Here is a 24,624-nt window from a genome sequence, read left to right as displayed (position 1 = left end):
TTTCCGGTGTCCCCCTGCTGGCGTCCTAGTCGCGGGCCGCGGTCAGATGTTCCGCGTGTTCCTGGAGGGAACGTACGCCGACGTCTCCGTGGTTGAGCGCGTCGATGCCCTGGACGGCCGCGGCGAGCGCCTGGACCGTGGTGAGGCACGGCACCGACCGGGCGACGGCCGCGGTGCGGATCTCGTAGCCGTCGAGCCTGCCGCCCGTTCCGTACGGGGTGTTGACGATGAGGTCGACCTGGCCGTCGTGGATCAGCTGGACGATGGTCTTCTCCCCGTTGGGGCCCTCGCCCTCGGACTGCTTGCGCACGATGGTGGCGTTGATGCCGTTGCGCTTGAGCACCTCGGCGGTGCCGGACGTCGCCATCAGCTCGAAGCCGTGGGCGACGAGTTCGCGGGCCGGGAAGATCATCGAGCGCTTGTCGCGGTTGGCGACGGAGATGAAGGCGCGGCCCTTGGTGGGCAGCGGGCCGTACGCACCGGCCTGCGACTTGGCGTACGCCGTGCCGAAGACCGAGTCGATGCCCATGACCTCACCGGTGGAGCGCATCTCCGGGCCGAGGACCGTGTCGACGCCGCGGCCGTGGATGTCGCGGAAGCGCGACCACGGCATGACGGCCTCCTTGACGGAGATCGGCGCGTCGAGCGGCAGGGTGCCGCCGTCGCCGTGCTTCGGCAGCAGCCCCTCCTCGCGCAGCTCGGCGACGGTCGCGCCCAGCGAGATGCGGGCGGCGGCCTTCGCGAGCGGGACCGCGGTGGCCTTCGAGGTGAAGGGGACGGTCCGCGAGGCGCGCGGGTTGGCTTCGAGCACGTAGAGGATGTCGCCGGAGAGCGCGAACTGGATGTTGATCAGGCCGCGCACGCCGACGCCCTTGGCGATGCCCTCGGTCGAGGCCCGCAGGCGCTTGATGTCGAAGCCGCCGAGCGTGATCGGGGGCAGTGCGCAGGCGGAGTCGCCGGAGTGGATGCCGGCCTCCTCGATGTGTTCCATGACGCCGCCGAGGTACAGCTCGGTGCCGTCGTAGAGCGCGTCGACGTCGATCTCGATCGCGTCGTCGAGGAAGCGGTCGACCAGGACCGGCCGGGTGGGGCTGATCTCGGTGGACTCGGCGATGTACGAGGAGAGGCGCGCCTCGTCGTACACGATCTCCATGCCGCGGCCGCCGAGCACGTACGACGGGCGTACGAGTACGGGGTAGCCGATCTCGTCGGCGATGGCCTTGGCCTCGGAGAACGTGGTCGCCGTGCCGTGCTTCGGGGCGGGCAGGCCGGCCTCGGCGAGGACCCGGCCGAAGGCACCGCGGTCCTCAGCGGCGTGGATGGCCTCCGGGGAGGTGCCCACGATCGGTACGCCGTTGTCCTTGAGCGCCTGCGCCAGGCCGAGCGGGGTCTGGCCGCCGAGCTGGACGATGACACCGGCGATCGGGCCCGCGAGGGACTCGGCGTGCACGATCTCCAGGACGTCCTCGAGCGTGAGCGGCTCGAAGTACAGCCGGTCGGAGGTGTCGTAGTCCGTGGAGACGGTCTCCGGGTTGCAGTTGACCATCACGGTCTCGTAGCCCGCGTCGCTCAGCGCGAAGGAGGCGTGGACGCAGGAGTAGTCGAACTCGATGCCCTGGCCGATGCGGTTCGGACCGGATCCGAGGATGATCACCGCGGGCTTGGTGCGGGACGCGACCTCGCTCTCCTCGTCGTAGGAGGAGTAGAAGTACGGCGTGTTCGCGGCGAACTCCGCGGCGCAGGTGTCGACCGTCTTGTAGACCGGGCGGATACCGAGGGCGTGCCGCACCTCGCGCACGACGTCCTCGCGCAGACCGCGGATCTCGCCGATCTGGGCGTCGGAGAAGCCGTGCCGCTTGGCCTCGGCGAGCAGCTCGGTGTCGAGGCGCTCGGCGGCGGCCAGCTCGTCGGCGATCTCCTTGATCAGGAAGAGCTGGTCGACGAACCAGGGGTCGATCTTCGTGGCGTCGAAGACCTCTTCCTGCGTGGCGCCGGCGCGGATCGCCTGCATGACGGTGTTGATGCGGCCGTCCGTGGGGCGGACCGCCTCGGCGAGCAGCTCGGCCTTGTCGCCGGGCTCGCCGGTGAAGGCGAACTGCGAGCCCTTCTTCTCCAGGGAGCGCAGGGCCTTCTGCAGCGCCTCGGTGAAGTTGCGGCCGATCGCCATGGCCTCGCCCACCGACTTCATGGTGGTGGTGAGGGTGGAGTCGGCGGAGGGGAACTTCTCGAAGGCGAAGCGAGGGGCCTTCACAACGACGTAGTCGAGGGTCGGCTCGAAGGAGGCCGGCGTCTTCTCGGTGATGTCGTTGGGGATCTCGTCGAGCGTGTAGCCGACGGCCAGCTTGGCGGCGATCTTGGCGATCGGGAAGCCGGTGGCCTTGGAGGCCAGCGCCGAGGAGCGGGAGACGCGCGGGTTCATCTCGATCACGATGACGCGGCCGTCGGTCGGGTCGATGGCGAACTGGATGTTGCAGCCGCCGGTGTCGACGCCGACCTCGCGGATGATCGCGATGCCGATGTCGCGCAGCCGCTGGTACTCACGGTCGGTGAGGGTCATCGAGGGGGCGACGGTGATCGAGTCCCCGGTGTGGACGCCCATCGGGTCGAAGTTCTCGATGGAGCAGACGACCACGACGTTGTCGTTCTTGTCGCGCATCAGCTCCAGCTCGTACTCCTTCCAGCCCAGGATGGACTCCTCCAGGAGCACCTCGGTGGTCGGCGAGAGCGTGAGGCCCTGTCCCGCGATCCGGCGCAGCTCCTCCTCGTCGTGGGCGAAGCCCGAACCGGCGCCGCCCATGGTGAAGGAGGGGCGGACGACGACGGGGTAGCCGCCGAGGGTGTCGACGCCCGCGATGACGTCGTCCATGGTGTGGCAGATGACGGAGCGGGCGGACTCGCCGTAACCGATCTTCGCCTTGACGGCTTCGACGACACCCTTGAAGAGGTCGCGGTCCTCGCCCTTGTTGATGGCCTCGACGTTGGCGCCGATGAGCTCGACGCCGTACTTCTCCAGGACACCGTTCTCGTGCATGGAGATCGCGGTGTTGAGCGCGGTCTGGCCGCCCAGCGTCGGCAGGAGCGCGTCGGGGCGCTCCTTGGCGATGATCTTCTCGACGAACTCGGGGGTGATCGGCTCGACGTACGTGGCGTCGGCGATCTCCGGGTCGGTCATGATCGTCGCCGGGTTGGAGTTGACCAGGATGACGCGCAGGCCCTCGGCCTTGAGGACGCGGCAGGCCTGGGTGCCGGAGTAGTCGAATTCGGCGGCCTGCCCGATGACGATCGGGCCGGAGCCGATGACCAGGACGGACTGGATATCGGAGCGCTTAGGCACGCTGGCCCTCCATCAGGGAAACGAAGCGGTCGAAGAGGTACGCGGCGTCGTGCGGGCCGGCGGCTGCTTCGGGGTGGTACTGGACGCTGAAGGCAGGCCGGTCCAGGAGCTGGAGGCCTTCGACGACCTGGTCGTTCAGGCAGACGTGGGAGACCTCGGCGCGGCCGAACTCCGTGTCGGAGACCTTGTCGAGGGGTGCGTCGACGGCGAAGCCGTGGTTGTGCGCGGTGACCTCGACCTTGCCGGTCGTACGGTCCTGCACGGGCTGGTTGATGCCGCGGTGGCCGTACTTCAGCTTGTAGGTGCCGAAGCCGAGTGCGCGGCCCAGGATCTGGTTGCCGAAGCAGATGCCGAAGAGAGGTGTCTTCCGCTCCAGGACGCCCTGCATGACGGAGACCGGGTGGTCGGCGGTGGACGGGTCGCCGGGGCCGTTGGAGAAGAAGACTCCGTCGGGCTTCACCGCGTACACCTCGTCGAGGGTGGCGGTGGCGGGCAGGACGTGCACCTCGATGCCGCGCTCGGCCATGCGGTGCGGGGTCATGCCCTTGATGCCGAGGTCGATCGCGGCGACCGTGAACTTCTTGGTGCCGACCGCGGGGACGACGTACGTCTCCTTGGTGGCGACCTCGGCGGAGAGGTCGGCGCCGCTCATCTCGGGCGCCTGGCGCACCTTGGCGAGCAGTATGCCCTCGTCCGCGATGGCGTTGCCGGAGAAGATGCCGACGCGCATCGCGCCGCGCTCGCGGAGGTGCCGGGTCAGCGCACGGGTGTCGATGCCGCTGATGCCGACGATGCCCTGGCTGACGAGCTCCTCGTCCAGCGAGCGCCGGGAGCGCCAGTTGGAGGGCTTGCGGGCGGGGTCGCGGACGACGTATCCGGCGACCCAGATCTGCTTCGACTCGGGGTCCTCGTCGTTCACACCGGTGTTGCCGATGTGCGGGGCGGTCATCACGACGACCTGGCGGTGGTACGAGGGATCGGTCAGCGTTTCCTGGTAACCGGTCATGCCGGTGGAGAACACCGCCTCGCCGAAGGTCTCCCCCACGGCCCCGTAGGCGCGGCCGCGGAAGGAGCGGCCGTCCTCCAGGACGAGTACGGCGGGAGCTTTGTCGGCTCCCCGGGTGGAGATCGTCATCGTGCGGTGCCTTCCGTAGTGCTGGTGAGGTGGTTGACGGCGTCGACCCAGGCCGGGTGCTCGGCGGCGTGGTCGGAGCGGAATCCGGAGTCGATCAGCTTGTCGCCGTGCGCCCAGGTGATGACCAGGAGGCCGCCCTCGGGGAGGACCTTGCCGGCGAGTGCCTTGTCCAGCCGGGCCTCGCGCAGTGCGGCGGCGGGGACGAAGAAGTCGGCCGCACCGGGGCGTACGACGTCGAGGCCCTGCTCCATGAGGGTGAGTTCCACCCGGCTGCGGGTGCCGAGGCCGTGGGCGACGATCCGGTCGAGCCACTGTCCCGCGGTCGTCGACGCGTGGTAGCGGCCGGTCAGCGTGAGCAGCTTCTCGCCGTCCGCGAATCCTTCGGGGGCCGTGGCGAGCTCGGGCAGATCCGACTGGAGGCTCCCGCGCCACTTCCACCCCTGGCGCATCAGCCAGTAGACGAAGGCGATGAAGACGACCAGTCCGAGGACCCAGCTGATGCGGGCGGACCAGTCGGTCACGTCCGCCGACTTCTGCTCGGCGGCCAGCTGGTAGAGGGGGTTCAGTGTTGTCACGCGAGCTTCCCGTCGACGACCGTGGCACGGCCCCGCAGGAAGGTGTGGGTCACTCGGCCCGGCAGCTCGCGACCCTCGTACGGAGTGTTGCGGCTGCGGGACGCGAAGCCCGCGGGGTCCACGGCTCCACGGTATGCCGGATCGACCAGGGTGAGGTTGGCGGGCTCACCCGCCGAGACGGGCCGGCCGTGTCCTTCGAGCCGGCCGATGGCCGCGGGACGGAACGACATGCGGTCGGCGACACCCGCCCAGTCGATGAGACCGGTGTCCACCATCGTCTGCTGGACCACGGACAGCGCGGTCTCCAGGCCCACCATGCCCATGGCGGCGGCGGCCCACTCGCAGTCCTTGTCCTCGTGCGGGTGCGGGGCGTGGTCGGTGGCGACGCAGTCGATCGTGCCGTCGGCGAGCGCCTCGCGCAGGGCCATCACGTCGGCCTCGGTGCGCAGCGGCGGGTTCACCTTGTAGACGGGGTCGTAGGTCCGTACGAGCTCGTCGGTGAGGAGCAGGTGGTGCGGGGTGACCTCGGCGGTGACGTTCCAGCCCTTGGACTTGGCCCAGCGGACGATCTCCACGGAGCCGGCGGTCGAGAGGTGGCAGATGTGCACCCGGGAGTCGACGTGGGCCGCGAGCAGGACGTCGCGGGCGATGATCGACTCCTCGGCGACGGCGGGCCAGCCGCCGAGACCGAGCTCGGCCGAGACGATGCCCTCGTTCATCTGGGCGCCCTCGGTGAGGCGGGGCTCCTGGGCGTGCTGGGCGACGACACCGTCGAACGCCTTCACGTACTCCAGGGCGCGTCGCATGATCACCGCGTCGTCGACGCACTTGCCGTCGTCGGAGAAGACCCTCACTCCGGCGGCGGAGTCGTGCATGGCTCCGAGTTCGGCGAGCTGCTTGCCCTCCAGGCCGACGGTGACGGCGCCGATGGGCTGCACGTCGCAGTAGCCGGACTCCTTGCCGAGCCGCCAGACCTGCTCGACGACACCCGCGGTGTCGGCGACCGGGAAGGTGTTGGCCATGGCATGAACGGCGGTGAAGCCGCCGACGGCCGCGGCCCGGGTGCCGGTGAGCACCGTCTCGGAGTCCTCGCGGCCGGGCTCGCGCAGGTGCGTGTGCAGGTCGACGAGGCCGGGCAGCAGGACCTGGCCAGCGGCCTCGATCACGGTGGCGTCGCCGGCGTCGAGCCCGGTGCCGACCGCGGAGATGGTCTCGCCGTCGATGAGGACGTCCTGGGGCTCGCCGCCGAGGACCTTCGCACCGCGGATAAGGATCTTGCTCATGGTTACTTGTTCTCCTCGGTACGGGTGTGAACGGCGGGAGCGGCGGGCTCGGAGCCGCCGAGCAGCAGGTAGAGCACGGCCATGCGGATCGACACGCCGTTGGCCACCTGCTCGACGACCGTGCAGCGGTCGGAGTCGGCGACGTCGGCGGTGATCTCCATGCCGCGGACCATCGGGCCGGGGTGCATGACGATGGCGTGCTCGGGCATGCGCGCCATGCGCAGGCCGTCCAGGCCGTAGCGGCGCGAGTACTCGCGCTCCGTCGGGAAGTACGCGGCGTTCATCCGTTCGCGCTGCACACGGAGCATCATCACCGCGTCGGACTTCGGCAGCACCTCGTCGAGGCTGTAGTTGACGTCGCAGGGCCACTGTTCGACACCGACCGGTACGAGGGTGGGCGGGGCCACCAGAGTGACGTGCGCGCCGAGTGTGGTCAGCAGGTGGACGTTGGACCGGGCCACCCGGCTGTGCAGGATGTCGCCGACGATCGTGATCCGGCGGCCCTCGAGGTCCCGGCCGAGCCCCGCGTCGGCACCGACCAGCCTGCGGCGCATCGTGAAGGCGTCCAGCAGTGCCTGGGTGGGGTGCTCGTGCGTGCCGTCGCCCGCGTTCACGACGGCCCCGTCGATCCAGCCCGATGTCGCGAGGCGGTACGGAGCCCCCGAGGCGCCGTGCCGGATGACGACGGCGTCGGCACCCATCGCCTCCAGCGTCAGGGCGGTGTCCTTGAGGGACTCGCCCTTGGAGACGGACGAACCCTTCGCGGAGAAGTTGATGACGTCGGCGGACAGCCGCTTGGCGGCGGCCTCGAACGAGATCCGCGTGCGCGTCGAGTCCTCGAAGAAGAGGTTGACGACGGTACGGCCGCGCAGGGTGGGGAGCTTCTTGATCGGCCGGTCCGCGACCCGGGCCATTTCCTCGGCGGTGTCGAGGATCAGGACGGCGTCGTCGCGGGTGAGGTCTGCGGCCGAGATGAGGTGACGCTTCATCTGGGGTTCTCCGTGGATGGTGGAGGGATCAGGCATGCGGGCGTGCGGAAGCTGCCGTACGGCCACTGGAGCGGCGTACGGGGCGCGGAGCTACTGCTCGCCCGCCGGGACGGTCTGCTTGACGCCGAGCAGCACGGCGTCGCGGCCGTCCTCCTCGGCGAGCTGGACCTTGACCGTCTCCCGCAGCGACGTGGGGAGGTTCTTGCCGACGTAGTCGGCGCGGATCGGGAGTTCGCGGTGGCCGCGGTCGACGAGGACCGCGAGCTGCACGGCGCGGGGGCGGCCGATGTCGCCGAGCGCGTCGAGTGCGGCGCGGATCGTACGGCCGGAGAAGAGCACGTCGTCGACCAGGACGACGAGCCTGCCCTCGATGCCCTCACCGGGGATCTCGGTGCGGGCCAGGGCGCGCGCGGGGCGCATCCTCAGGTCGTCGCGGTACATCGTGATGTCGAGCGATCCGACCGGCGTCTTCCGGCCGGTGATCTCTTCGAGTTTCCCGGCGAGCCGGGAGGCGAGGTAGACCCCCCGCGTCGGGATGCCGAGGAGCACGACGTCGTCGGCGCCCTTGGCGCGTTCGACGATCTCGTGGGCGATTCGGGTCAGTACCCGGGCGATGTCGGGAGCCTCGAGAACGGGGCGTGCCGCATTGCCGTGGTCGTCATGCTGTGCGTCCATAAGAAACGGACCTCCTTCTCCGCCTCACTGGACGGACGTTAAAGGACGTCGAAATTGCGTCATCCACGTTACCAGGGCTTGTGCGAGCCCCGACCCCGCCCCCGGGAGGTGGCAGTCCGGACCTTTCAGCTTGACGCATCCAAGTAACGCTGCGTAACCTCACAGTGAGTTACCAGCCACGCGGCGGAGCCGCAGAATGTTCCAGCGTCCGGGGAGCCTTATGTCCAGCGAATACGCAAAACAGCTCGGGGCCAAGCTCCGCGCCATCCGCACCCAGCAGGGCCTCTCCCTCCACGGCGTGGAGGAGAAGTCGCAGGGCCGCTGGAAGGCCGTAGTGGTCGGTTCGTACGAGCGCGGCGACCGCGCCGTGACCGTGCAGCGCCTTGCCGAGCTGGCGGATTTCTATGGCGTCCCGGTGCAGGAGCTCCTGCCCGGCACGACGCCCGGCGGGGCCGCCGAGCCGCCGCCGAAGCTCGTCCTGGACCTGGAGCGCCTCGCCCACGTCCCGCCGGAGAAGGCCGGACCGCTGCAGCGTTACGCGGCGACGATCCAGAGCCAGCGCGGCGACTACAACGGCAAGGTGCTGTCGATCCGCCAGGACGACCTGCGCACCCTGGCCGTGATCTACGACCAGTCGCCGTCCGTGCTCACGGAGCAGCTGATCAGCTGGGGCGTGCTGGACGCCGACGCGCGCCGCGCTGTGGCCCACGACGAGGGCTGACAGCCGCAGCAGAAACGTACCGCCGGGTAGGCGGGGGCCCTCGGGCACCCCGCCGGCCCGGCGTTTCCGTTTCCCGGGCCCTTGGCGGTTCGCGCTCCGTTCCCCGGACGGGCAGGTGCCGGGCACGCCGAAGGGCCCACAGCTCGCGCCATGGGCCCTTCGTTCGGCTGAACGCCGCCGGAGAGGCTACTGCTCCCGGCGAAGGTTCGGCTTGAGGTCCTTGAAACGGGCCAGCAGGCCGTTCACGAAGGACGGGGAGTCGTCCGTGGAGAACTCCTTGGCGAGCTGGACCGCCTCGTCGATCACCACGGCGTCCGGGGTCGAGTCCATCCAGATCAGCTCGTACGCGCCGAGCCTGAGGATGCTCCGGTCGACGACCGGCATGCGGTCGATCTCCCAGTCCACGGCATAGGTGACGATGAGGTCGTCGATCCGGTCCGCGTACTGCGCGTACCCCTCGACGAGCTCCATGGTGAATTCGCCGACCGGCGGCTGTCGGTCGTCGGTCCGCGAGAGCCGAACCCAGTCCGCGAGGACCGTCTGCACGGACTCACCGCGCTGGTCGGCCTCGAAGAGGATCTGGAAGGCGCGCTTGCGGGCCTTGTTCCGGGCAGCCACGGTTAGCTGTTCACCCGGCCGAGGTAGTCGCCCGTACGGGTGTCGACCTTGATCTTCTCGCCGGTGGTGATGAAGAGCGGCACGCCGATCTCGTAGCCCGTCTCCAGGGTGGCGGGCTTGCTGCCACCGGTGGAGCGGTCACCCTGGACGCCCGGGTCGGTGTGCTGGATCGTCAGCTCGACCGCGGCCGGCAGCTCGACGTAGAGCACCTCGCCCTCGTGCTGCGCGACCGAGGCGGTGAAGCCCTCGATCAGGAAGTTGGCGGCGTCGCCGACAGCCTTGCGGTCGACCATCAGCTGGTCGTACGTGTTCATGTCCATGAAGACGAAGTACTCGCCGTCCATGTACGAGAACTGCATGTCTCGGCGGTCAATGGTGGCCGTTTCGACCTTCACGCCGGCGTTGAACGTCTTGTCGACGACCTTGCCGGAGAGCACGTTCTTGAGCTTGGTACGCACGAAAGCCGGGCCCTTGCCGGGCTTGACGTGCTGGAACTCGACGACGGACCAGAGCTGGCCTCCGTCGAGCTTGAGCACCAGGCCGTTCTTGAGGTCGTTCGTGGAAGCCACGGTTGCGGAATCTCCTGGACTGAAGCTGGTGGACGACAAAGGATGCGCGCTAGAGCGCGAGCAGCTCCTTGGTCGTAATGGTGAGTAGCTCGGGTCCGCCGTCCGCCTCGGGGCGCACGACGAGCGTGTCATCGATCCGGACACCGCCCCGGCCCGGGAGGTGGACCCCCGGTTCGACGGTGACCGGCACACAAGCGTCCAGTTTACCCATGGCTGTCGGTGCCAGCTGCGGGTCCTCGTCGATTTCGAGCCCGACCCCGTGCCCGGTCCAGGCCTGGAGGCCCTCCGTGTGACCCGCCGAGTCCAGCAGATGACGGGCCGCGTGGTCCACGTCGCGGTAGGCGGCACCGGGTACGAGAGCCTCCCGTCCGGCCCGCTGAGCGGCGAAAACAAGGTCGTACAGGTCGATCTGCCATGCGGCGGGAGCGGTCCCGATGACGAAGGTCCGCCCGATCTCGCACCGGTAGCCGCGATAGTTCGCCCCCAGGCAGACGGAGAGAAAATCGCCTTCCTCCACCCTCCGGTCCGAGGGCCGGTGACGTCCCTGGCCCGAATTGGGGCCCGTACCGACGGAAGTGGAGAAGGCGGGGCCGTCCGCGCCGTGGTCCACCAGGCGGCGCTCCAGCTCCAGGGCCAGGTGCCGCTCCGTACGGCCCACCAGGATGGATTCGAGGAGCTCTCCGAGGGCCTGATCGGTGATCTCGGCGGCGATCCGCAGGCAGGCGATCTCCTCCTCGTCCTTGACGACCCGCAGCTGCTCCACGGTGAAGCCGAGGTCGGCCAGACGGAGGCGGGGGGCGACCGAGCCCATGGCACGGTGCCGGGAGACGGTGAGGTCGTGCTCCTCCACGGCGAGGGAGTCCGCGTCGAGGGAGAGGGCCAGATCCGCGGCGGCGACGACGGGATCCCCGTCGGGCGCGGGCAGCACCGTCAGCCGCAGCTGTTCGTCGGGGCGCCCGTGGGCGGGGTCGCCCGTCGGGGCACGGGGGCAGAGCAGGACGTCCTGTCCGGGGCCGAGGAGCAGCACGGCGCCGGGCGGGGCCCCGCCCGCGAGATAGCGGACGTTGGCGGGGCGGGAGACCAGGGCCGCAGCGGATCCGGCGGCGGCGTACCGGTCGCGGAGCAGCCCGCGTCGGACGGCGTACACCTCTGACATGTTCCGAGCCTACGAGCGCGGGCGGCGGGCCGCCCGGTCAGCGCATCCGACCGGGGGCGCCGCACCCGCGGCTACCAGGTCGGCGGGCTGGCTATGGAGCGGGCGAGCACGTCGTCCAGGACCCTGGCGGTGGTCTCGACGTCGTACGTGGAGTTGTCGATGATCGGCAGGCCGGAGCCGTACCAGCCGGCCATCCGGCCGTGGATCCGGGCGACTTCCTCGTCGGAGAGGCGGCGGTTGCCGCTGCGTGCCGCGTTGCGCTCCAGGACGATCTCCAGGCCGGGCAGGAGGACGACGGGCAGCAGGCCGGGGCCCACGTGGCGCTTCCAGCCTCCCAGGCCGACGACGGGCCGGTCGGGGAAGACGGCGTCGTCGAGGATGCACGAGATGCCGTTGGCCAGGAAATTACGGGCGGCGAAGCCGCAGGTGCGGCGCGCCAGCCGGTACTGCGCCTCGGAGTGGTCGTTCCACCCGGCCTGCGGGTCGGCGAAGCCAGAGCAGACCCATTCGCGGACGTCGTCGAGGGAGACATGCGCGGTGGGGACGCGGCGGCGGCCCGCCCAGAGCTTGGCGACCGTGGTCTTGCCGGCCCCTGCCGGGCCGATCAGCAGCACGGCCAGGGTCGCCGTGCCGGTGCCCGCCTCGGCGGGCGGCGCGGGCAGCGGAACGGGTCCGCCCGGCGGGAGCTGGATGTGCCCGGTGGTCTCCCGCGAGGGCGGGGACGGGGCGTGCTGGGGTGCGGGGCCGGTCCATCCCTGCCCCTGGGGGGCGGGAGGTATCGGCGGCGGTCCCGGCGGACCGGGGTGGCCGGGGTGCTGGGCCTCCTGCGTCCACAGCCCGTTTCCGGGACCGTGGGGCGGCGGCAGCGGGGCCCCCACTGCGTGCTGCATCCGGTGCCACTCCGTCTCGTGCAGGCAACTGGCGCTGGTCGACGGCAACCGTACCTTCCTGGGCCGCCACCGAGTGAACGGCCCAGGGAGGCACGAAGTGCCCGTTGACAGTCCGTCAGGCCGTCAGCTCGTCGGCCAGGGCCCGCAGGGCGAGGCGGTAGGAGCCGATACCGAATCCGGCCACGGTGCCGGTGGCCACCGGGGCGACCACCGAGGTGTGGCGGAATTCCTCACGTGCGTACGGATTCGAGATGTGCACCTCGATCAGCGGAGCGGTGCGCTGGGCGGCCGCGTCGCGCATGCCGTACGAGTAGTGGGTGAACGCGCCCGGGTTGAGAACGACCGGAATCGATCCGTCGGCTGCCTCGTGGAGCCAGCGGATCAGCTCGCCCTCGTCGTTGGTCTCGCGGACGTCGACGTCGAAGCCGAGCTCCTTGCCGACGGTGCGGCACGTGTCGACGAGACCCGCGTACGACGTCGCCCCGTACACGTCGGGCTCGCGGGAGCCGAGCCGTCCGAGGTTCGGGCCGTTGAGCACGAGGACCCTGCGGGTGGTCATGCGGAGACCTCCCCGTAGGCGGCGAGGAGGACCGCCGGGTCGGGTCCCTCGAGCACGGTGGGCTTCCCGATGCCGTCCAGGACGATGAAGCGCAGCAGGTCGCCGCGCGACTTCTTGTCGACCTTCATGTTCTCCAGGAGCTTGGGCCACTGGTCGCCGCGGTAGGTGAGCGGCAGTCCGACGGACTCCAGGACGGCGCGGTGCCGGTCGGCGGTGGCGTCGTCGAGGCGTCCGGCGAGCCGGCCCAGTTCGGCGGCGAAGACCATGCCGATCGAGACCGCGGCGCCGTGGCGCCACTTGTAGCGCTCGTTCTTCTCGATGGCGTGGGCCAGGGTGTGCCCGTAGTTGAGGATCTCCCGGAGTCCGGACTCCTTGAGGTCGCTGGAGACGACCTCGGCCTTGACCCGGATGGAACGCTCGATCAGCTCGGCGGTGTGCGGTCCCGCGGGCGTACGGGCGCCCTGCGGGTCGGCCTCGACGAGGTCGAGGATCACCGGATCGGCGATGAAGCCGGCCTTGATGATCTCGGCCATGCCGGAGACGTAGTCGTTGACCGGCAGCGAGTCGAGCGCGGCGAGGTCGCAGAGCACTCCGGCGGGCGGGTGGAAGGCGCCGACGAGGTTCTTGCCCTCGGCGGTGTTGATTCCCGTCTTGCCGCCGACGGCCGCGTCGACCATGGCGAGCACCGTCGTCGGCACGGCGATCCAGCGGACCCCGCGCAGCCAGGTGGCGGCGACGAAGCCCGCCACGTCGGTGGTGGCGCCGCCGCCGACACCGACGATGACGTCGGTGCGGGTGAAGCCGGTCTGGCCGAGCGCCTTCCAGCAGTAGGCCGCGACCTCGACGGTCTTGGCCTCCTCGGCGTTCGGCAGCTGGATCGCGATGGCCTCGTAGCCCTGGTCGGCCAGGTCCTGGCGGACCGCCTCACCGGTCTCGGCGAGCGCTTCGGGGTGCAGGACGGCGACCCTCCTGGCGCGGTCGCCGATGAGGTTCGCCAGCTCGCCGAGAAGCTGACGGCCGACGAGCACCTCGTACGGGTCGGTGCCCGCCGTGCCGGCGATCTGGATGCGCGTGGTGCCCTGCTCGGTCATACGTGTGTTCTCCCGGCCGGACAGCAGGGACTCGCCCGTGCGCTCCGGCAGTTCCAGTGCGTCGAGGACCGCCTGGGCGACCTCTTCGGGGGTGCGTTCGTCGGTGGCGACGACGGAGCGGGCCACCTCTTCGTAGAGATGGCGCCTGGCCTCCATGAGCTCGCGCCACTGCCGTCGCGGGTTGACGGCGAGCAGGGGGCGGGCGGTGTTCAGCCCGACCCGCTTGACGGCCTCGTCCACGTCCATCGACAGGTAGACGACGGCGTGGCCCGCGAGCAGCTCACGGGTGTTCTCGTCGAGCACCGTTCCGCCGCCGAGGGAGAGGACGCCCCGGTGCTGGGCCATGGCGTCCTGCACCGCCTGCCGTTCCAGCGCCCGGAAGTGCTCCTCGCCCTCGTCGAAGAAGATCTCGGAGATCGCCTTGCCCGCCGTGGCCACGACATCCGCGTCGGTGTCCCGGTAGGTGGTGCCGAGGCGCTCGGCGAGCAGCTCGCCCACCGTGGACTTGCCGACCCCCATGGGGCCGACGAGGACGATCAGCGGGCCGCTCACCGGATCTGCAGGTGGGAGAGGTACGACTGCACGTTGCGGTGGGTCTCCGCGACGCTGTCGCCGCCGAACTTCTCCGCGACCGCGTCGGCCAGCACCAGCGCGACCATCGCCTCGGCGACGATCCCGGCGGCCGGGACGGCACAGACGTCGGAGCGCTGGTGGTGGGCCTTGGCCGCCTCACCGGTGACGACGTCGATGGTGGCGAGCGCGCGGGGCACGGTGGCGATCGGCTTCATCGCGGCGCGGACCCGCAACAGCTCACCCGTGGTCAGGCCGCCCTCGGTGCCGCCGGAGCGGCCGGAGGTGCGCCTGATCCCGTCCGCGGTGGCCACGATCTCGTCGTGCGCCTTGGAGCCCGGCACCCGGGCCAGGTCGAAGCCGTCGCCGACCTCGACGCCCTTGATGGCCTGGATGCCCATCAGCGCGGCGGCGAGCCGTGCGTCGAGCCGGCGGTCCCAGTGCACATGCGAACCGAGACCGACGGGCACGCCGTACGCGAGCACCTCGACGACTCCGCCGAGGGTGTCGCCGTCCTTGTGGGCCTGGTCGATCTCCGCGACCATCGCCTTCGACGCGTCGGCGTCCAGGCAGCGCACGGGGTCGGCGTCGAGCCGCTCGACGTCGGAGGGCTTGGGGTAGACGCCGTAGGGCGCCTTGGCCGCGGCCAGCTCGACGACGTGGGAGACGATCTCGATGCCCGCGGTCTCCTTGAGGTAGGAGCGGGCGACGGCGCCGAGGGCGACACGGGCCGCGGTCTCCCGGGCGCTGGCGCGCTCCAGGATCGGCCGGGCCTCGTCGAAGCCGTACTTCTGCATCCCGGCGAGGTCGGCGTGACCGGGCCGGGGCCGGGTCAGCGGGGCGTTACGGGCCTGCTCGGCCAGTACGTCGGGGTCGACCGGGTCGGCCGACATGACCTGCTCCCACTTGGGCCACTCGGTGTTGCCCACCATCACGGCAACGGGTGAACCCATGGTCAGGCCGTGCCGGACGCCGCCGAGGAAGGTGACCTCGTCCTTCTCGAACTTCATCCGAGCGCCGCGCCCGTAACCGAGCCGTCGCCGGGCGAGCGCGTCCGCCACCATCTCCGTGGTGACCGGGATGCCGGCGGGAAGTCCCTCCAGCGTCGCCACCAGTGCGGGGCCGTGCGACTCTCCTGCGGTCAGCCAGCGCAACCTGCTCAACGGTGCTCCTCATGCTCGCGCCTGAAAACTGCAACGGCGCGACCGGGTGCGCGGCCCTGGCCCGCCACCCCGATCCTCCCACGCCCGGGGGCGCGAACCACCCGCCGGTCCAGCAGACGGACCGTTCCGGCACTCGACGCGACCCGGCGAAACGGGACGAGGCGGGCCGCAATGTGCACTTCGCCCGACCGTGGTCGGCGCGGCGTCAGTGCTCGCGAGCCGCCAGGGCCTCTTCGCCCGCCGCCCGCATCGCGGCCAGCGGACCGGGCACTCTCCCGGTCATCTGCTCCACCTGGAGGACGGCCTGATGGACGAGAAGATCGAGACCCGCGACCACGGTCCCTTCGGCTGCCGACCAGCGAGCGGCCAGCGCGGTCGGCCACGGCTCGTAGAGCACGTCGAACAGGGTGCCCGGGGCATCCGGTACCGCATCCGCCAGCGCGTCCGTGCTGCCGGCCGGGGTGGTGGCGATCACCAGCGGGGCCCGCAGTGCCTGCCCCGCCGATGTCCAGTCCGCGACCCGGACATCGACGCCGAGGCGGTCGCCCCAGCCGCGCATCTCGTCGCCGCGTTCCCTGCTGCGGACGTAGACGGTCACCGGTCCGGTGCAGATCGCGGCGAGCGCGGCGAGTGCGGAGGACGCGGTCGCTCCTGCGCCGAGGACGGCGGCGGACTCCACCTTCTCGACTCCGCGTTCGTGCAGTGCCGCGATCATTCCGGGGATGTCGGTGTTGTCGCCGACCCGGCGCCCGTCCTCGGTGAACACGACGGTGTTGACCGCCTCGACCGAGGCGGCCGTCCCACTGATCCCGTCGAGCAGCGGGATGATCGCCCGCTTGAGCGGCATGGTCAGCGAGAGTCCCGCCCAGGAGGCGTCCAGGCCCTCGACGAACCCGGGGAGTGCGGCCTCGTCCACGTCGAACCGGTCGTACGACCAGTCGTCGAGGCCGAGCTCCGCGTACGCGGCCCGGTGCAGTGCCGGGGAGAGCGAATGGGCGATCGGCGAGCCGAGGACGGCCGCGCGTCTGGGAGTGCTCACTCGTCGGCCTTCTGGTCCTCGTACTTCTGACGGTTCCGCTCGTGCTCCTCGTTGGTCACCGCGAACACCGTCTTGTCCTCGCTGATCGATACGAAGTAGTACCAGGGGCCGGGGGCAGGGTTGGCCGCAGAGTTCAGCGCTTCGGCACCGGGGTTGTTGATCGGCCCGGCCGGCAGCCCCTTGACGTGGTACGTGTTGTACGGATCGTCGAGCTTGCGCAGGTCATCGACCGCACCGATGTCCAGCGTGCTTTCCTTCTTGACGTAATTGACCGTCGAGTCGAAATCGAGCAGACCGTATGTCTCGGTGTTGTCGGGCTTGAGACGGTTGTAGACAACCCTCGAGACCTTGTCGAAGTCCTCTTTGTGCTTGCCTTCGGCCTGGACCAGACTCGCGACCGTGATCAGCTGCCAGGGACCTTCGAGACCGAGTTTCTCCGCAGTGGCCTGGAGGTCACCCTTGGCGTATTCCTTGTTCGCCCGCGCGACCATCTTCTTGAGGACGTCCTCGGGCTTCGCCCCCTTGCTGACGGGATAGGCGGCGGGGTAGAGGAAGCCCTCCAGGGGATCCTTGATATCCGGATCGTCCGGCGCCCAGTCGGGCAGGTCGAAGCTTTCGCCCTGGGTCTCGGCGACCTTCGCGGTGGTACCCGCCTTGACGCCGATCCGATCGTCGATCTTGGCGTAGATCTCCCGATTGGTCCGGCCCTCGGCGATGATCAGTGCGTTCTTGCTCGTCGGGGACAGCATCAGTTCCACGGCGTTGTCCGCCGACATCTCCTTCTTCAGGAGATAGACGCCGGCCTGGATGGATTTCCCCTTGGGATTTCCGTTCTGAGCAGAAATGAAGGCGTCGGCCGACTTCACGACGCCCGCCTTCTTCAGAATGTTCGCGATCTCGTTCCCGAGAGCACCCTCAGGGATCTCGACCTCGACCTCGCCCGAACCGCCGCCGGCGAAATCGGGCGCCGCGCCGAACTGGCTCTTGTAGTAGGAGTAGCCGAAGTAGGAGACCCCACCGAGGCCGCCCACGAGGACCAGCGAGACGACCAGGCAGGCGCAGCCGCTGCGGTTCTTCTTCTTGCCCTTGCCCCGGCGGGGTTCGCGCGGGTCGTCGTCGTAGTCGTCATCGTCCCGGGAGTCGCGGGGCTTCCGGGAATCGCGGCCCTCGTCCGGCTCGTCCGCACCCGTGAAGAAAGGATGCGTCTCCTCCTGCGGCTCGTCCGGATCCCAGTCCGGGTTCTGCCGCTGGGGCTGCTGGGGCTGCTGCGACTCAGGGGCCTGCTCGCGGCGGCCCGGGGGCTGCGGCGGGGGGTAGGCCTCGGCGGTGCCGTAGTAGTCGGCCTGCTCGCCGTAGCCGCCCGGGGCGTTGCCGTACGGCGGCTGGGGCTGGGGCTCGTACGGCATCGCGGCCTGCTGGCCCGTGTCCCAGCCGCCGTTGTACTGGGGCTGCTGGGGCTGCTGGGGCTGCTGGGGCTGCTGCTGGGCGTACGGGTCCTGCGGGTAGCCCTGCTGAGGGTGCTGCTGGGCATACGGGTCCTGCTGGTGCGCGTACGGGGCCTGCTGCTGGGTATACGGGTCCTGCGGGTAGCCCTGCTGGGGCTGCTGCTGGGCATACGGGTCCTGCGCATAGGGCTGCTGCTGGCTGTCGTACTGGCCCTGGCCGTGGGCAGCCTGCCGGCCGCCTTCCCACCCCTGGTCCCCGTACAAGGGGTCCTCGGGGTGCCACGGTTCGGAGCCGGGGCCCCGGCCATACTCAGTCATCGATCCCCTTGAGCCGCGAGACGACGTTCCGTCTCTTCGCTTCGCTGTGCGGTGTTTGTTCGAACACCGACGCATCGCGCGGAACGTTACCGTATCGCGATCAGACAACCACTTCGACGCCCTCGCCGGGAGCTTGCCCCGAAGCCCTTTCGGACTCCAGAGCGTTCTGAAGGATCACCACAGCGGCAGCCTGGTCGATGACAGACCGGCCCTTCTTGGACTTCACGCCCGAAGCGCGGAGCCCCTGAGTGGCCGTCACTGTGGTCATCCTCTCGTCCACCAATCGCACCGGAATGGGTGCGACCGAGCGGGCGAACACCTGGGCGAAGGCCCGGACCTTCGCCGCCGCGGGACCTTCGCCGCCTCCCAGCGAGCGGGGCAGACCGACGATGACCTCGATCGGCTCGTACTCCTCGACGATCTGGCCGAGCCGCCGGTGGGCGGCCGGGACGTCGCGTCCCGGTACGGTCTCCACCGGCGTGGCGAGGATCCCGTCGGGGTCGCACGAGGCGACCCCGATACGGGCGTCACCGACGTCGATGGCGAGTCGACGTCCACGGCGCATCTGCGTCATCTCCGACGTCACGCCGTCTCGGTGACGAGGCGTTCGACAGCGGCGACGGCGTCACCGATGGCGTCCGGGTTCTGGCCGCCGCCCTGGGCGACGTCCGGCTTGCCGCCGCCACCGCCACCGAGGGTCTTGGCGGCGGTACGGACCAGGTCACCGGCCTTGAGGCCGCGTTCGCGGGCGGCCTCGTTGGTGGCGATGACGGTCAGCGGGCGCCCGTTGGCCGTGGTGAACAGGGCCACGACGGCCGGCCGGCCGCCCTGGATGCGTCCACGCACGTCCAGGACGAGCTTGCGCAGGTCGTCGGCCGAGGTGCCGTCCGGCACCTGTCCGGTGACCAGGGCGACGCCCCGTACGTCCTTGGCGGAGTCGAGCAGACCGGCGGCGGCCGCCAGGACCTTCTCCGCGCGGAACTTCTCGATCTCCTTCTCGGCGTCCTTCAGCTTGCCGAGCATGCCGGCGATCTTCTCCGGGAGCTCCTCGGACCGGCCCTTGACCAGTTCCTGGAGCTGGGCGACGACCGTGTGCTCCTTGGCGAGGAAGTTGTACGCGTCCACGCCGACCAGGGCCTCGATACGGCGCACCCCGGAACCGATCGAGGACTCGCCGAGGAGCTTCACCAGGCCCAGCTGGGCGGTGTTGTGCACGTGGGTGCCGCCGCACAGCTCCTTGGAGAAGTCGCCGATGGTGACGACCCGGACCCGCTCGCCGTACTTCTCGCCGAACTCGGCGATGGCGCCCTGCTTCTTGGCCTCGTCGATGGACATGACCTCGGCCTGGACGTCCAGTTCGCGGGACAGGACCTCGTTGATCTTCTGCTCGACGTCGGTGAGGACCGTGCCGGGTACGGCGGCGGGCGAACCGAAGTCGAAGCGGAAGCGGCCGGGCGAGTTCTCCGAACCGGCCTGGGCGGCCGTCGGGCCGAGGGCGTCGCGCAGCGCCTGGTGCGTGAGGTGCGTGGCGCTGTGGGCGCGGGCGATGGCGCGGCGGCGGGTGTTGTCGATGGAGGCGTAGGCGGCGGCGCCGACGGTGACCTCACCGACCTGGACCGAGCCCTTGTGGACGGAGACACCCGGGACCGGCTGCTGTACGTCGCGGATCTGGATGACGGCGCCGGTGTCGAGCCGGATCCGGCCCTGGTCGGCGAGCTGGCCGCCGCCCTCGGCGTAGAACGGGGTCCGGTCGAGGACGACCTCGACCTCGTCGCCCTCGGAGGCGGCGGGCGAGGAAACACCGTCGACGAGCAGGCCGACGATCCTCGACTCGCCCTCGGTGCTGGTGTAGCCGGTGAACTCGGTGGCGCCCGAGGTGTCGGCCACCTCGCGGTAGGCGGACAGGTCGGCGTGACCGGTCTTCTTGGCCTTGGCGTCGGCCTTGGCCTTGTCCCGCTGCTCCTGCATCAGGCGGCGGAAGCCCTCCTCGTCGACGGAGAGGCCCTGTTCGGCGGCCATCTCCAGCGTGAGGTCGATCGGGAAGCCCCAGGTGTCGTGGAGCAGGAACGCCTTGTCGCCGGCGAGGACCTGGCCGCCGGCGGCCTTGGTCTCGGTGACGGCGGTCTCGAGGATGTTCGTGCCGCCCTTGAGGGCCTTGAGGAAGGCGGCCTCCTCGGCGAGGGCGACGGTCTCGATGCGCTTGCGGTCGGTGAGGAGCTCCGGGTACTGCTCGCCCATCGTGTTGATCACGACGTCGACCAGGTCGCGGGCCACCGGTCCGGTGGCGCCCATGAGCCGCATGTTGCGGATGGCGCGGCGCATGATGCGGCGCAGCACGTAGCCGCGGCCCTCGTTGCCGGGGGTGACGCCGTCACCGATGAGCATGACCGACGTGCGGATGTGGTCGGCGACGACGCGCAGGGACACGTCCGAGCCCTGCTCGGCGCCGTAGCGCACGCCGGTGAGCTCGGTGGCCTTGTCCATGACTACGCGCAGGGTGTCGGTCTCGTACATGTTCTGTACGCCCTGCAGGATCATCGCGAGGCGTTCGAGGCCGAGACCGGTGTCGATGTTCTGCGACGGCAGGTCGCCGAGGATCGGGAAGTCCTCCTTGCCGTCGCCGGCGCCCCGCTCGTACTGCATGAAGACCAGGTTCCAGATCTCCACGTAGCGCTCGTCGTTGACGGCGGGGCCGCCCTCGACGCCGAACTCCGGGCCGCGGTCGTAGTTGATCTCGGAGCACGGGCCGCAGGGACCGGGGACGCCCATGGACCAGAAGTTGTCCTTCTTGCCCAGGCGCTGGATGCGCTCGGCCGGAACGCCGATCTTCTCGCGCCAGATCTGCTCGGCCTCGTCGTCGTCCAGGTAGACCGTGATCCACAGACGCTCGGGGTCGAGGCCGAAGCCGCCGTCCTCGACGGAGTTGGTCAGGGCCTCCCAGGCGTACTGGATGGCCCCTTCCTTGAAGTAGTCCCCGAAGGAGAAGTTGCCGCACATCTGGAAGAACGTGCCGTGCCGGGTGGTCTTGCCGACCTCTTCGATGTCCGGCGTACGGACGCACTTCTGCACGCTGGTGACGCGCGGGGCGGGCGGCTTGACCTCGCCGAGGAAGTACGGCTTGAAGGGGACCATGCCCGCGGGGACCAGCAGCAGAGTCGGGTCGTCCGCGATGAGCGACGCCGAAGGCACGACGGTGTGACCGCGCTCCTCGAAGAAGCTCAGCCAGCGGCGGCGAATTTCAGCCGACTCCATTAGTGGTCCTCATTCCGGTTGTTCGAGTTGTAGGGGAGCTTGCGGTACGTGGCGGCGCGGTCCGGATCGGTAGCTTCGACCGCGAAGTGGGCGCGTACCGGGAGTTCGGGGTCGACAGGCGCCTCGAGGCCCAGCGCCCCGCCCAGTTCGGCCTCGCGCCGGACCATGCCCTCGCGGACGTCGAGAGCGAAGTCCTTCAGCTTGTGACCTGCCTCGATCGCCTTGTCGGCGGCCTGCGCCGCGAGGCTCTCGGGAGTCAGCTGCTTGATCTTGCGGTTGACCTTGGTGGTGGCCCAGACACCGGCGGCTGCGCCGGCGGTGAACCAGAACGTACGGCGGAACATCGCTGCGTCAGTCCTTCTGTCCACGGGAGCTTCGGCCGTTCCGCTTCTTGCTGCGGGCGGACGGCACGGTACGGCCGACAATCACGGTGCGGCGGGAGGTCCGGGGGGCCGGCTCCGGTGCCGGAGCGGTCCGGCGGCCGAGCGCCTGGCGCACCCCGTACCCGAACGCGGCGACCTTCACGAGCGGCCCGCCGAACGTCGACGCGACGGTGGTGGAGAGCGCGGAGGCGTTGGAGGTGACCTCCTGCACGTCACTCGCGATGGCGTCGACCTTGTCGAGCTGGGTCTGCGCGGAGCGCAGGGTCGCGGAGGCGTCGGCGAGCAGCGGAACGGCCTGCTCGGTCACGTCCGCCACCAGCTTGGTGGTCGCCCTGAGCGTCTGGGCCAGCCTCACCAGCACCACGGCGAGGAACGAAACCAGGATCGCCCAGAAGACGGCCACCAGGATCCCGGCCACCTCTCCACCGGACACAGTGCACCGCTCCCTGCTTGTCGCTTGCCCCGGCCGGGGCTTGTCTCTGCCTGTCTCGGGTCGGCCGGTGCGTGCTGCCACCACAGCCGGTCCTCGTCCCTCGACCCTATCGCGCCGGGCGTCAGGCCCTGTACCGCATTACGGGCGGGCGGGGCGAGCCCGGGGGCGGGGAGATTGTACGGAGAGCTTATGTGCCAGTACTCTGCGTGTTTCATGCGACGCCCTCAGCGCCCCTCCCCCACACCCGACGACGCCGAACCCTCGCCCGCCGCCGTCCACGGAAACCTCCCGGCCGAACTGAACACCTTCGTGGGACGCGAGGACGAAATGGCCCGGCTGGGGCTGCTGCTGGACGAGTCCAGACTGGTCACGGTCGCCGGAGTGGCCGGGGTCGGCAAGACCCGTTGTGCCGTCCGTATCGCGGCACTGGTGGAGAAACGGTACTGCGACGGGGTCTGGATCGCCGAGCTGTCGGCCATCCATGATCCGGCCCTGCTCGAACACGCGTTGGTCGACGCCCTGGGCCTCACCGATCACACCAAGAGGCCGCCACGCACCACGTTGGTGGAGCACTGCGCCGAACGTCAACTTCTGCTCGTGATCGACGGCTTCGAACATCTCATCGATTCGTGTGCCGAGCTCGTGGGCGAACTGCTGCGCAGGGCACCGCGCCTGCAGATCCTCGCCGCCGGGCGGCGCCCGCTGCGCGTGGACGGCGAGGCCACCTTCGCGCTGGCGCCGATGGCGAGCGAGGACGCCATCGAGCTCTTCGCCCAGCGGGCCCGGGCCGTGCAGCCGGGGTTCCGGCTGACGGACGACAACCACGAGTCCGCACGTGAGCTGTGCCGGCGCCTCGACGGGATTCCGCTCGCCCTCGAACTGGCCGCCGGGCGGCTGCGGGCCCTGTCCATGGAGCAGGTGCTCCAACGGCTGGACGACCGCTTCCGGCTGCTGACCGGAGGCAGCCGGAGCGCGTTGCCCCGCCATCAGACCCTGCGGACGGCCATCGGCTGGAGCCACGAACTGTGCGCTCCCGAACAGCGCCTGCTGTGGGCGCGGCTCTCGGTGTTCGCCGGGCAGTTCGACCTGGAGGCCGTCGAGTACATCTGCAGCGGCCCCGACCTGCCGGCCGACTCGGTGCTCGACGTTCTGGACGAGCTGCTCGCGCAGTCCGTCGTACTGCGCGAGGACTCGGCGGTGGGCAGCCGGTACCGGCTGCTGGACACCGTGCGGGAGTACGGCGCCGAGTGGCTGGGCGCGACCGGTGACACCGAACGGCTGCGCCGCAGGCACCGGGACTGGTTCCTGGGCCTTGCCACCTGGTGCGAGCTCGACTGGTTCAGCCCCCGGCAGGCCGCGGCAGCCGCCCGCATCGACAGCGAGCTGCCCAATCTGCGCCGGGCCATGGAGTGCTCGATGGAGAGCCCCGACGAGGTCCACCTCGCCCAGTACCTGGCGGGCACCCTCTGGTTCTACTGGGCGGGCTGCGGCAGGCTCTCGGAGGGGCGCCACTGGCTGGACCACGTACTGGAGGAGGAGTCGCCCTACGATCCGTCGCGGCTGAAGGCGCTGTGGGTGCTGGGCTATGTGGCGGTGCTGCAGGGCGATGCGATCGGTGCGGTCTCGGCCCTGCAGGAGTGCCGGGAGGAGGGCGAGCTTTCCGGGGACGCCGCCGCGGTGGCCTACGCGGTGCACCGCTCCGGCTGCCTGGCGATCGTCACCGACGATCTCGCCCGGGCCGAGGAGCTGCTGCGCGAGGCCCTGGCGCGCTACCGGGAGATCGGCGAGCTGAACAGCAATGTACTGATGGCCCAGATCGAGCTGGCGATGGCCGTGGCCTTCGGAGGGGACCTGGACGGGGCTGCGGAGATCTGCGACGAGGTCCGCGAGATCTGCGAGGACCACGGGGAGCGCTGGGCCCTCGCCTACGCGCTGTACGTACTGGCTTTCGCCGCTCTGCAGCGGGGGCGGACGGCGCGGGCGCGGCAGATGCTCGGTGAAGCCCTGTCCATCGCGCACACCTTCCACGACCTGCTCGGCACGGTCCTCTCGCTGGAGCTGATGGCCCTGGTGACCGCCGTGGAGGGCGACGCCGCGGAGGCCGCCGTGCTGCAGGGCGCCGCGGAGCGGATCTGGCCGTCGGTGGGCCTGCCCCTGTTCGGCTCGGCGTACTACGGCAGGCCGCGCGCCGACTGCGAGGCACGGGCCCGGAACGTGCTCGGCGATGTGCGGTACGAGACGGAGCGGCGCTCCGGAAGCCGGCTGGACACGAAGGCCGCGGTGGCGAGGGCTCTCGGTGAGGAGGCCCGCGTCCGTCCGGGCGGGGAGGGGACGCGCGGTGTGGGGGCGCCGGGGGAAACGCGAAGGCCCGCCGCCTCCCGTACGACAGGGAGGGGCGGGCCCGAGCTCTGAGGTGGCTACGCCTG

The 24,624-nt window shown here is 70.3% G+C and carries 21 protein-coding genes; 2 read left to right on the top strand and 19 right to left on the bottom strand.

Annotated elements, in window-relative coordinates; translation table 11 throughout:
- Positions 1-25: 25 nt before the first annotated feature.
- The 6 genes from carB to pyrR all read right to left on the bottom strand — a co-directional run bounded on the left by carB (position 26) and on the right by pyrR (position 7,991).
- On the bottom strand, positions 26-3,334 hold the full coding sequence (gene carB / locus ACFQ6X_RS20420) for a carbamoyl-phosphate synthase large subunit (RefSeq protein WP_383183311.1): 3,309 nt from the start codon (positions 3,332-3,334) through the stop codon (positions 26-28).
- Positions 3,327-4,469, bottom strand: a complete 1,143-nt coding sequence (gene carA, locus ACFQ6X_RS20415) for a glutamine-hydrolyzing carbamoyl-phosphate synthase small subunit (RefSeq protein ID WP_383183309.1) — start codon at positions 4,467-4,469, stop codon at positions 3,327-3,329. Before carA ends, carB begins: the two co-directional genes overlap by 8 nt.
- Positions 4,466-5,044: a hypothetical protein gene (locus tag ACFQ6X_RS20410; RefSeq protein WP_383183307.1), complete on the bottom strand. Its 579-nt coding sequence runs from the start codon at positions 5,042-5,044 to the stop codon at positions 4,466-4,468. Before ACFQ6X_RS20410 ends, carA begins: the two co-directional genes overlap by 4 nt.
- Complete coding sequence (locus ACFQ6X_RS20405; protein WP_383183305.1) at positions 5,041-6,327, bottom strand: dihydroorotase; 1,287 nt, start codon at positions 6,325-6,327, stop codon at positions 5,041-5,043. Before ACFQ6X_RS20405 ends, ACFQ6X_RS20410 begins: the two co-directional genes overlap by 4 nt.
- Before the next feature lie 2 nt (positions 6,328-6,329).
- Entirely contained in the window at positions 6,330-7,316 is a 987-nt protein-coding gene (locus ACFQ6X_RS20400; RefSeq protein ID WP_383183303.1) for an aspartate carbamoyltransferase catalytic subunit, read from the bottom strand.
- 90 nt (positions 7,317-7,406) lie between these two features.
- Positions 7,407-7,991, bottom strand: a complete 585-nt coding sequence (pyrR, locus tag ACFQ6X_RS20395) for a bifunctional pyr operon transcriptional regulator/uracil phosphoribosyltransferase PyrR (RefSeq protein ID WP_329212938.1) — start codon at positions 7,989-7,991, stop codon at positions 7,407-7,409.
- A gap of 220 nt (positions 7,992-8,211) precedes the next feature.
- Here pyrR and bldD point away from each other — a divergent pair, with 220 nt between their 5' ends.
- A complete protein-coding gene (gene bldD, locus ACFQ6X_RS20390; protein ID WP_014157378.1) occupies positions 8,212-8,712 on the top strand; it encodes a transcriptional regulator BldD in 501 nt (166 codons plus the stop codon).
- Positions 8,713-8,898: 186 nt separating this feature from the next.
- On the opposite strand, the gene nusB is transcribed toward bldD, so the two are convergent.
- The 13 genes from nusB to ACFQ6X_RS20325 form a co-directional block, all read right to left on the bottom strand.
- Complete coding sequence (gene nusB, locus ACFQ6X_RS20385; protein WP_056787023.1) at positions 8,899-9,330, bottom strand: transcription antitermination factor NusB; 432 nt, start codon at positions 9,328-9,330, stop codon at positions 8,899-8,901.
- Between the two features lie 2 nt (positions 9,331-9,332).
- Complete coding sequence (efp, locus tag ACFQ6X_RS20380) at positions 9,333-9,899, bottom strand: elongation factor P (protein WP_031097761.1); 567 nt, start codon at positions 9,897-9,899, stop codon at positions 9,333-9,335.
- A 49-nt stretch (positions 9,900-9,948) separates the two neighbouring features.
- Positions 9,949-11,055 (bottom strand): M24 family metallopeptidase, encoded by a 1,107-nt coding sequence (locus ACFQ6X_RS20375; RefSeq protein ID WP_383183299.1) that lies wholly within the window; start codon positions 11,053-11,055, stop codon positions 9,949-9,951.
- Positions 11,056-11,126: 71 nt separating this feature from the next.
- Complete coding sequence (locus ACFQ6X_RS20370) at positions 11,127-11,945, bottom strand: Pro-rich N-terminal domain-containing protein (RefSeq protein WP_383183297.1); 819 nt, start codon at positions 11,943-11,945, stop codon at positions 11,127-11,129.
- Between the two features lie 115 nt (positions 11,946-12,060).
- On the bottom strand, positions 12,061-12,504 hold the full coding sequence (aroQ, locus tag ACFQ6X_RS20365; RefSeq protein ID WP_329212932.1) for a type II 3-dehydroquinate dehydratase: 444 nt from the start codon (positions 12,502-12,504) through the stop codon (positions 12,061-12,063).
- Positions 12,501-14,147 (bottom strand): 3-dehydroquinate synthase, encoded by a 1,647-nt coding sequence (gene aroB, locus ACFQ6X_RS20360; protein ID WP_383183295.1) that lies wholly within the window; start codon positions 14,145-14,147, stop codon positions 12,501-12,503. Before aroB ends, aroQ begins: the two co-directional genes overlap by 4 nt.
- A complete protein-coding gene (aroC, locus tag ACFQ6X_RS20355; RefSeq protein ID WP_329212930.1) occupies positions 14,144-15,328 on the bottom strand; it encodes a chorismate synthase in 1,185 nt (394 codons plus the stop codon). The genes aroB and aroC overlap by 4 nt, the downstream gene beginning before the upstream one ends.
- 205 nt (positions 15,329-15,533) lie before the next feature.
- On the bottom strand, positions 15,534-16,367 hold the full coding sequence (locus ACFQ6X_RS20350; protein WP_383183293.1) for a shikimate dehydrogenase: 834 nt from the start codon (positions 16,365-16,367) through the stop codon (positions 15,534-15,536).
- On the bottom strand, positions 16,364-18,130 hold the full coding sequence (gene mltG / locus ACFQ6X_RS20345; RefSeq protein WP_383183291.1) for an endolytic transglycosylase MltG: 1,767 nt from the start codon (positions 18,128-18,130) through the stop codon (positions 16,364-16,366). Before mltG ends, ACFQ6X_RS20350 begins: the two co-directional genes overlap by 4 nt.
- 100 nt (positions 18,131-18,230) lie before the next feature.
- Positions 18,231-18,704 (bottom strand): Holliday junction resolvase RuvX, encoded by a 474-nt coding sequence (gene ruvX, locus ACFQ6X_RS20340; protein ID WP_356416382.1) that lies wholly within the window; start codon positions 18,702-18,704, stop codon positions 18,231-18,233.
- Between the two features lie 8 nt (positions 18,705-18,712).
- Positions 18,713-21,382: an alanine--tRNA ligase gene (gene alaS, locus ACFQ6X_RS20335; protein WP_383183289.1), complete on the bottom strand. Its 2,670-nt coding sequence runs from the start codon at positions 21,380-21,382 to the stop codon at positions 18,713-18,715.
- Positions 21,382-21,726, bottom strand: a complete 345-nt coding sequence (locus ACFQ6X_RS20330; protein ID WP_383183287.1) for a DUF6167 family protein — start codon at positions 21,724-21,726, stop codon at positions 21,382-21,384. The genes alaS and ACFQ6X_RS20330 overlap by 1 nt, the downstream gene beginning before the upstream one ends.
- 7 nt (positions 21,727-21,733) lie before the next feature.
- Positions 21,734-22,183, bottom strand: a complete 450-nt coding sequence (locus tag ACFQ6X_RS20325; protein WP_383183446.1) for a DUF948 domain-containing protein — start codon at positions 22,181-22,183, stop codon at positions 21,734-21,736.
- A gap of 228 nt (positions 22,184-22,411) precedes the next feature.
- On the opposite strand from ACFQ6X_RS20325, the gene ACFQ6X_RS20320 reads away from it, so the two are divergent.
- A complete protein-coding gene (locus ACFQ6X_RS20320) occupies positions 22,412-24,610 on the top strand; it encodes an ATP-binding protein (protein ID WP_383183285.1) in 2,199 nt (732 codons plus the stop codon).
- Positions 24,611-24,624 lie beyond the last annotated feature (14 nt).

Origin of the sequence: Streptomyces sp. NPDC056452 (genome assembly GCF_042796085.1) — a bacterium.
Taxonomy (GTDB): Bacteria; Actinomycetota; Actinomycetes; order Streptomycetales; family Streptomycetaceae; genus Streptomyces.
The sequence above is the reverse complement of the archived record's forward strand: the minus strand, read 5'-3'. Positions and strand labels throughout refer to the sequence as shown.

Coding starts and splice junctions, on each gene's coding strand:
- carA (WP_383183309.1), bottom strand. CDS start 4,469: ATGACGATCTCCACCCGGGGAGCCGACAAAGCTCCCGCCGTACTCGTC.
- ACFQ6X_RS20405 (WP_383183305.1), bottom strand. CDS start 6,327: ATGAGCAAGATCCTTATCCGCGGTGCGAAGGTCCTCGGCGGCGAGCCC.
- ACFQ6X_RS20400 (WP_383183303.1), bottom strand. CDS start 7,316: ATGAAGCGTCACCTCATCTCGGCCGCAGACCTCACCCGCGACGACGCC.
- pyrR (WP_329212938.1), bottom strand. CDS start 7,991: ATGGACGCACAGCATGACGACCACGGCAATGCGGCACGCCCCGTTCTC.
- bldD (WP_014157378.1), top strand. CDS start 8,212: ATGTCCAGCGAATACGCAAAACAGCTCGGGGCCAAGCTCCGCGCCATC.
- ACFQ6X_RS20375 (WP_383183299.1), bottom strand. CDS start 11,055: ATGTCAGAGGTGTACGCCGTCCGACGCGGGCTGCTCCGCGACCGGTAC.
- ACFQ6X_RS20370 (WP_383183297.1), bottom strand. CDS start 11,945: ATGCAGCACGCAGTGGGGGCCCCGCTGCCGCCGCCCCACGGTCCCGGA.
- aroQ (WP_329212932.1), bottom strand. CDS start 12,504: ATGACCACCCGCAGGGTCCTCGTGCTCAACGGCCCGAACCTCGGACGG.
- mltG (WP_383183291.1), bottom strand. CDS start 18,130: ATGACTGAGTATGGCCGGGGCCCCGGCTCCGAACCGTGGCACCCCGAG.
- ruvX (WP_356416382.1), bottom strand. CDS start 18,704: ATGACGCAGATGCGCCGTGGACGTCGACTCGCCATCGACGTCGGTGAC.
- alaS (WP_383183289.1), bottom strand. CDS start 21,382: ATGGAGTCGGCTGAAATTCGCCGCCGCTGGCTGAGCTTCTTCGAGGAG.
- ACFQ6X_RS20330 (WP_383183287.1), bottom strand. CDS start 21,726: ATGTTCCGCCGTACGTTCTGGTTCACCGCCGGCGCAGCCGCCGGTGTC.
- ACFQ6X_RS20320 (WP_383183285.1), top strand. CDS start 22,412: ATGCGACGCCCTCAGCGCCCCTCCCCCACACCCGACGACGCCGAACCC.